Source organism: Robiginitalea sp., assembly GCF_049588695.1.
In the GTDB taxonomy this organism is placed as follows: Bacteria; Bacteroidota; Bacteroidia; order Flavobacteriales; family Flavobacteriaceae; genus Robiginitalea.
Window position 1 is genome coordinate 1 of the sequence record NZ_JBAVZJ010000409.1, and the last position, 4,166, is coordinate 4,166.

The following is a 4,166-nucleotide window of genomic DNA, read 5'->3' on the forward strand; positions in this document are numbered from 1 at the left end:
GCGATTTTTGAAGCCCGGACCGATCGCTCGCATCCCATCAATTTTGGATATAGAAACGACAGGCTACCACTCTTCAGAAATACCAATATCTACCTGGAACCCGCCAGTAACAGCTATGAGAATCCCATCCAATACACCGAAAACCCTTTGTTGAGCGGATATATTTCAGAAGAAAATGCGAAAAAAATATCGGGAAGTGTTCCTTTAAAAATCGGGAGGCACAACCGGGGAAGGGTTATCCTTTTTACCGATAATACAAATTTCAGGGCTTTTTGGTATGGGACCAACAAACTCCTTATGAATGCCGTATTCTTTGGACATATCATGTAGGGTTCCCCGGCGATCCCTATCGAAATTTAACGTATGCCAAATTATGTAAAAAAAGCAGTCCGAGGATACTTAAAACAGCAAACGGGGGAAGAAAGAATAAGAGGAATCCTGCCAGGATAAGATAGAATATCGGAAAAGCCAGCAGGCAGTATAAAAAACGGAAAGTACTGGCGAATTCCGGTTCCGGTACCTTCTTCCCCACAATGTAGTGCCAGGGCAGCCAAACGGGTGCATTAACCGCCCGGAAAAATACATCCCAAACCCGTCTCGACCCTCGTGTGGATTGAAAAGACTTCGGCTCAGGCAATTTACCTTTTGCAATTAACGCGTTGACAGGGATGGGATCCAGAAAATCTGTATGGTTCTCCTCAAGCCGCTGCTCCCACAATTCATAATCCATGTTCACCGGAATATGTGTGGTTACCCGGGTGATGGCCTGATGGGTGCGATCCCTTAAAGCGCTAAAATCCAGTTCCCGATTGTCCTCAGACCAATAGCTGCGCGTGGGAAACGGCTCCCCAAAGCACAGGGCCACCCGATCCGGGAATTGTGCAGCATTTTGGTAATTCATGCCCACAGGCACTATGGTGATTTCCCGGTTGGGATTGCTTTCATAACTCTTGGAAATAATACGCGTAAACCCCTTACTTAAAGGACGGACCTGTCTCCTGAGGTTGTGGTTGGCCTCCGGGAATAGAAGGAGTTGTTCACCTTCAGAAAAAAGATAGGCACAGCGCTCAAAGACGGCCTGGTTTTTGGAAAGGGTTTCCCGCCCGTCACGCAGGCGGTAAATGGGCATCATCCGGAGGCCCTGAAAGATCCATTTCAACACCCTATTTCCAAAGACATCAGACCGTGTCAGGAAATAGGGTTTGCCCTTTGCGAATGCGGCATAAAGCAAGGGGTCCATCAGCGCATTCTGATGATTCGGAAGGAGCATGACCGCCCGGTCCGGGGGAACGCGCTCCATATGCGTCATTCGGATTTCTTTGTAGTAGCATTGAAATCCTGTCCGGATAAGCCTCTTAAAAGCGAGATAAAAGACGGTTTTCATCTGTTTATTTTATTGGTTTTAATAGGTCAGATGTAATTCGCCAATAACCATCCCGGTTGGTATTGAGAATTATTATGGCTCATTTCATAAGACAGATTCCTTCCGCACGGGAATACCTCCCCAAAGGGCAGAGAGTGCCAAACCGGATACCAAATGCCATATGCCCCAGAAAGCAGCCAGGAGGGCCATCCCGCCGAGACCTTCAAAAAAGGTAAAAATCAGCAGTAAACCCAGACCCGAGTTCTGTATACCGGTCTCTATGGTGATGCTTTTTACATCCCGGAAAGGCAGTCTCATCACCCGACCTGAAGTGTATCCGAGTAGGAATGCGGAAATATTATGAAAGAACACCAGGGTAAAGACCAATCCCACGTAATCCACAAAAATATCGCGGTTATTGTAAAGTGCCACAAAGATTAAAAAGACAAAGAATAACAGGGAAACAATCTTGAATATTTTCGCCATCCGTTTGGCGAGTTTTGGTTTGAGATGTCCAAGCACCATACCTGCAATCAGTGGAAGCCCCAATAAGAGGGCCACCAATCGTACCATTTCCCAAAGGTTAATCTCAACATCGGTGAGCAGGGCGGCAGAGGGTTCATAAAGGCTGCCCCAAAACTGCAAGTTTAAAGGGGTCATAAGGACCGCAAGTAGGGTGGCTATTGCCGTCAGGCTCACAGACAGGGCCGTGTTGCCACCACAGAGGTGTGACATAAAATTTGAAACATTCCCTCCCGGGCATGAGGCGACCAGGATCATCCCAAGGGCAAAACTCGGCTGGGGTTCCCACCACCAGACCAAGAAAAAAGTAAGGGCCGGCAACAAGAGAAACTGGCAACAGACCCCTGTGAGCACAGCTTTGGGATTCCGGAGGATCTGTCTGAAATCTGAGGGTTTAATCTCAAGGGCAATTCCGAACATCACCAGGGCCAGGGCCAGGTTCATCGTCCAAAGCGCTTCATTGTCAAAGTTGATACGTAACTGGTCTATCTGTGTCTCCATACATGGACCAATCAATGGTCAATCCTCAGTTTGTTGACAATGTCCCTGGGAATATTTCCGGAGTAGGCACCGTAAGCATCCACCAGGAGTCCTTTCAGCCCGTCTGACGTCTCAATGGCATAGAGGATGGAGTTGTCATCCGGGTTACTGGCTCCTTCAAAACGGTAAAATTCTATGACCTCCAGCGCTTCTGCCGGATAAATACAGGATGTGCGTTTGTGCTCCAGACCGTCGTCACAGAAATTGAGGTCCTCATTATATCCCCGGGACTGAAGATCTTCAATAGCGACTGAAAGGGACGAATATGTATGTCTTTTGTTCAAATGAAGCTGTTCGGGGCACGCCGATGAAAGGAGAAGATAGGCAGTCTGGGAGGAATTTACAAGTATTTAATACCTTTAGGATTCTATAAACAGTTGAGCAATGGCCCGAACCCCAAGTACAATGCTCGCCCTCGGTACGCGAGCCCCGGAATTTTTATTACCCGATACCACAAGCGGGAAAACCCGGTCTTTTGCCGATCTGAAAGGAAAACACGGCACTATCGTGATGTTTATCTGCAACCACTGCCCTTTTGTAAAACACGTGAACCCGGAACTGGTGCGCCTTGGCAGAACCTATATACCCATGGGGATCGGAATGATCGCAATCTCCAGCAACGATGTGGAAAATTATCCTGAGGACCACCCGGAAAAAATGCGGGAAACCGCCCGGGAAGAAGGATATCCATTTCCGTACCTCTATGACGCCACACAGCAAACGGCCCTGGACTACCAGGCAGCCTGCACCCCCGATTTCTACCTCTTTGACTCCAAAGACCTTTTGGTTTACAGGGGTCAGTTGGATTCCTCCAGACCCGGCAACGATATTCCCGTAAGCGGAGAAGACCTGAGAAAGGCGTTGGATGACTTACTTGAAGGACGACCACTATCCCACGACCAAAAACCCAGCATCGGGTGTAACATTAAGTGGAAGCCCGTTTCCTGAAGTCAGCCGGTCCAGCCCCTGGCCTCGAGCAATCGCTCAATATGGGCATAGTGGTGATTGCCATGCCAGACGTATCTCCCAACATTCTCCTCCAGGGTGGTAAAGCCGCTTTCCGGATGGAGAAATCCCTTTTTAAGAACCGCTCTATCTACACGTTGTAATAAATAAACAAGTTTTTTATGTACCGCCTCCAGGTGTTCCAGGGAGAGGTCGATCGGACCTGAGACGCTATCCTCAAGCGCAGCCCAGGCCTTTTCATCATAGACTTTTATCTGGGGTGTGTCTTCCGTCAGGGCCCATTTAAAACGCATATAGGAATTGTGATGGCTGTCGGAAAGATGGTGGACTACCTGCCGCACGGTCCAGCCTCCGTTGCGGTACGGGGTATTCAACTGCACATCGGAAAGATCACAAACCAGGTTGGAAAGCCTTGAGGGAAAGACCTCCAGGGCTGCGATCCAAACTTTTAGTTCCTTCTCAGAAATTGAATCCGGTGGCGCGAACCGCCCGATGGGATATCGCAGAAAATCGAGGTGTTCATTGCCCATAACATCAGTGGGCTTAGGAAACCCCTTCCAGACTCACGTCGAAAACCAGAATGGCATCCGGGGGAATAACCCCGCCGGCTCCCCTGGATCCATAGGCAAGTTCGGAAGGAATGATAAAGCGGGCCTTATCGCCCACACCGAGTAAACTAATGCCTTCATCCCATCCGGGAATCACCTGACCCGTCCCCAGCGCAAACTCAATGGGTTCGTTCCGTTCAAAGGAACTGTCGAACACCGTCCCATCC

At 49.1% G+C, this 4,166-nt stretch carries 6 protein-coding genes and 1 pseudogene; 2 read left to right on the top strand and 5 right to left on the bottom strand.

Annotation, left to right across the window (positions count from 1 at the left end):
* A pseudogene (locus WBV75_RS09585) lies at positions 1-330 on the top strand (zinc carboxypeptidase); the annotation flags it as partial.
* Between the two features lie 16 nt (positions 331-346).
* Here WBV75_RS09585 and WBV75_RS09590 read toward each other — a convergent pair.
* From WBV75_RS09590 to WBV75_RS09600, 3 genes are all read right to left on the bottom strand, one after another.
* Complete coding sequence (locus WBV75_RS09590) at positions 347-1,384, bottom strand: 1-acyl-sn-glycerol-3-phosphate acyltransferase (RefSeq protein WP_424120401.1); 1,038 nt, start codon at positions 1,382-1,384, stop codon at positions 347-349.
* A gap of 84 nt (positions 1,385-1,468) precedes the next feature.
* A complete protein-coding gene (locus WBV75_RS09595) occupies positions 1,469-2,386 on the bottom strand; it encodes a bile acid:sodium symporter family protein (protein ID WP_424120402.1) in 918 nt (305 codons plus the stop codon).
* An 11-nt stretch (positions 2,387-2,397) separates the two neighbouring features.
* Positions 2,398-2,709 (bottom strand): phosphoribosylpyrophosphate synthetase, encoded by a 312-nt coding sequence (locus WBV75_RS09600; protein ID WP_424120403.1) that lies wholly within the window; start codon positions 2,707-2,709, stop codon positions 2,398-2,400.
* A gap of 100 nt (positions 2,710-2,809) precedes the next feature.
* Between WBV75_RS09600 and WBV75_RS09605 the strand changes: the two genes are divergently transcribed.
* Entirely contained in the window at positions 2,810-3,373 is a 564-nt protein-coding gene (locus WBV75_RS09605) for a thioredoxin family protein (RefSeq protein ID WP_424120404.1), read from the top strand.
* A gap of 2 nt (positions 3,374-3,375) precedes the next feature.
* On the opposite strand, the gene WBV75_RS09610 is transcribed toward WBV75_RS09605, so the two are convergent.
* Positions 3,376-3,921 (bottom strand): YfiT family bacillithiol transferase, encoded by a 546-nt coding sequence (locus tag WBV75_RS09610; protein ID WP_424120405.1) that lies wholly within the window; start codon positions 3,919-3,921, stop codon positions 3,376-3,378.
* A gap of 13 nt (positions 3,922-3,934) precedes the next feature.
* Positions 3,935-4,166, bottom strand: a 232-nt coding sequence (locus WBV75_RS09615) for an FKBP-type peptidyl-prolyl cis-trans isomerase (RefSeq protein ID WP_424120406.1), incomplete at its 5' end; no start/stop codon positions are given.

Excerpts from the sequence above, each read along its gene's own strand:
- WBV75_RS09610 (WP_424120405.1), bottom strand. The coding sequence starts at position 3,921 with ATGGGCAATGAACACCTCGATTTTCTGCGATATCCCATCGGGCGGTTC.
- WBV75_RS09590 (WP_424120401.1), bottom strand. The coding sequence starts at position 1,384 with ATGAAAACCGTCTTTTATCTCGCTTTTAAGAGGCTTATCCGGACAGGA.
- WBV75_RS09605 (WP_424120404.1), top strand. The coding sequence starts at position 2,810 with ATGGCCCGAACCCCAAGTACAATGCTCGCCCTCGGTACGCGAGCCCCG.
- WBV75_RS09595 (WP_424120402.1), bottom strand. The coding sequence starts at position 2,386 with ATGGAGACACAGATAGACCAGTTACGTATCAACTTTGACAATGAAGCG.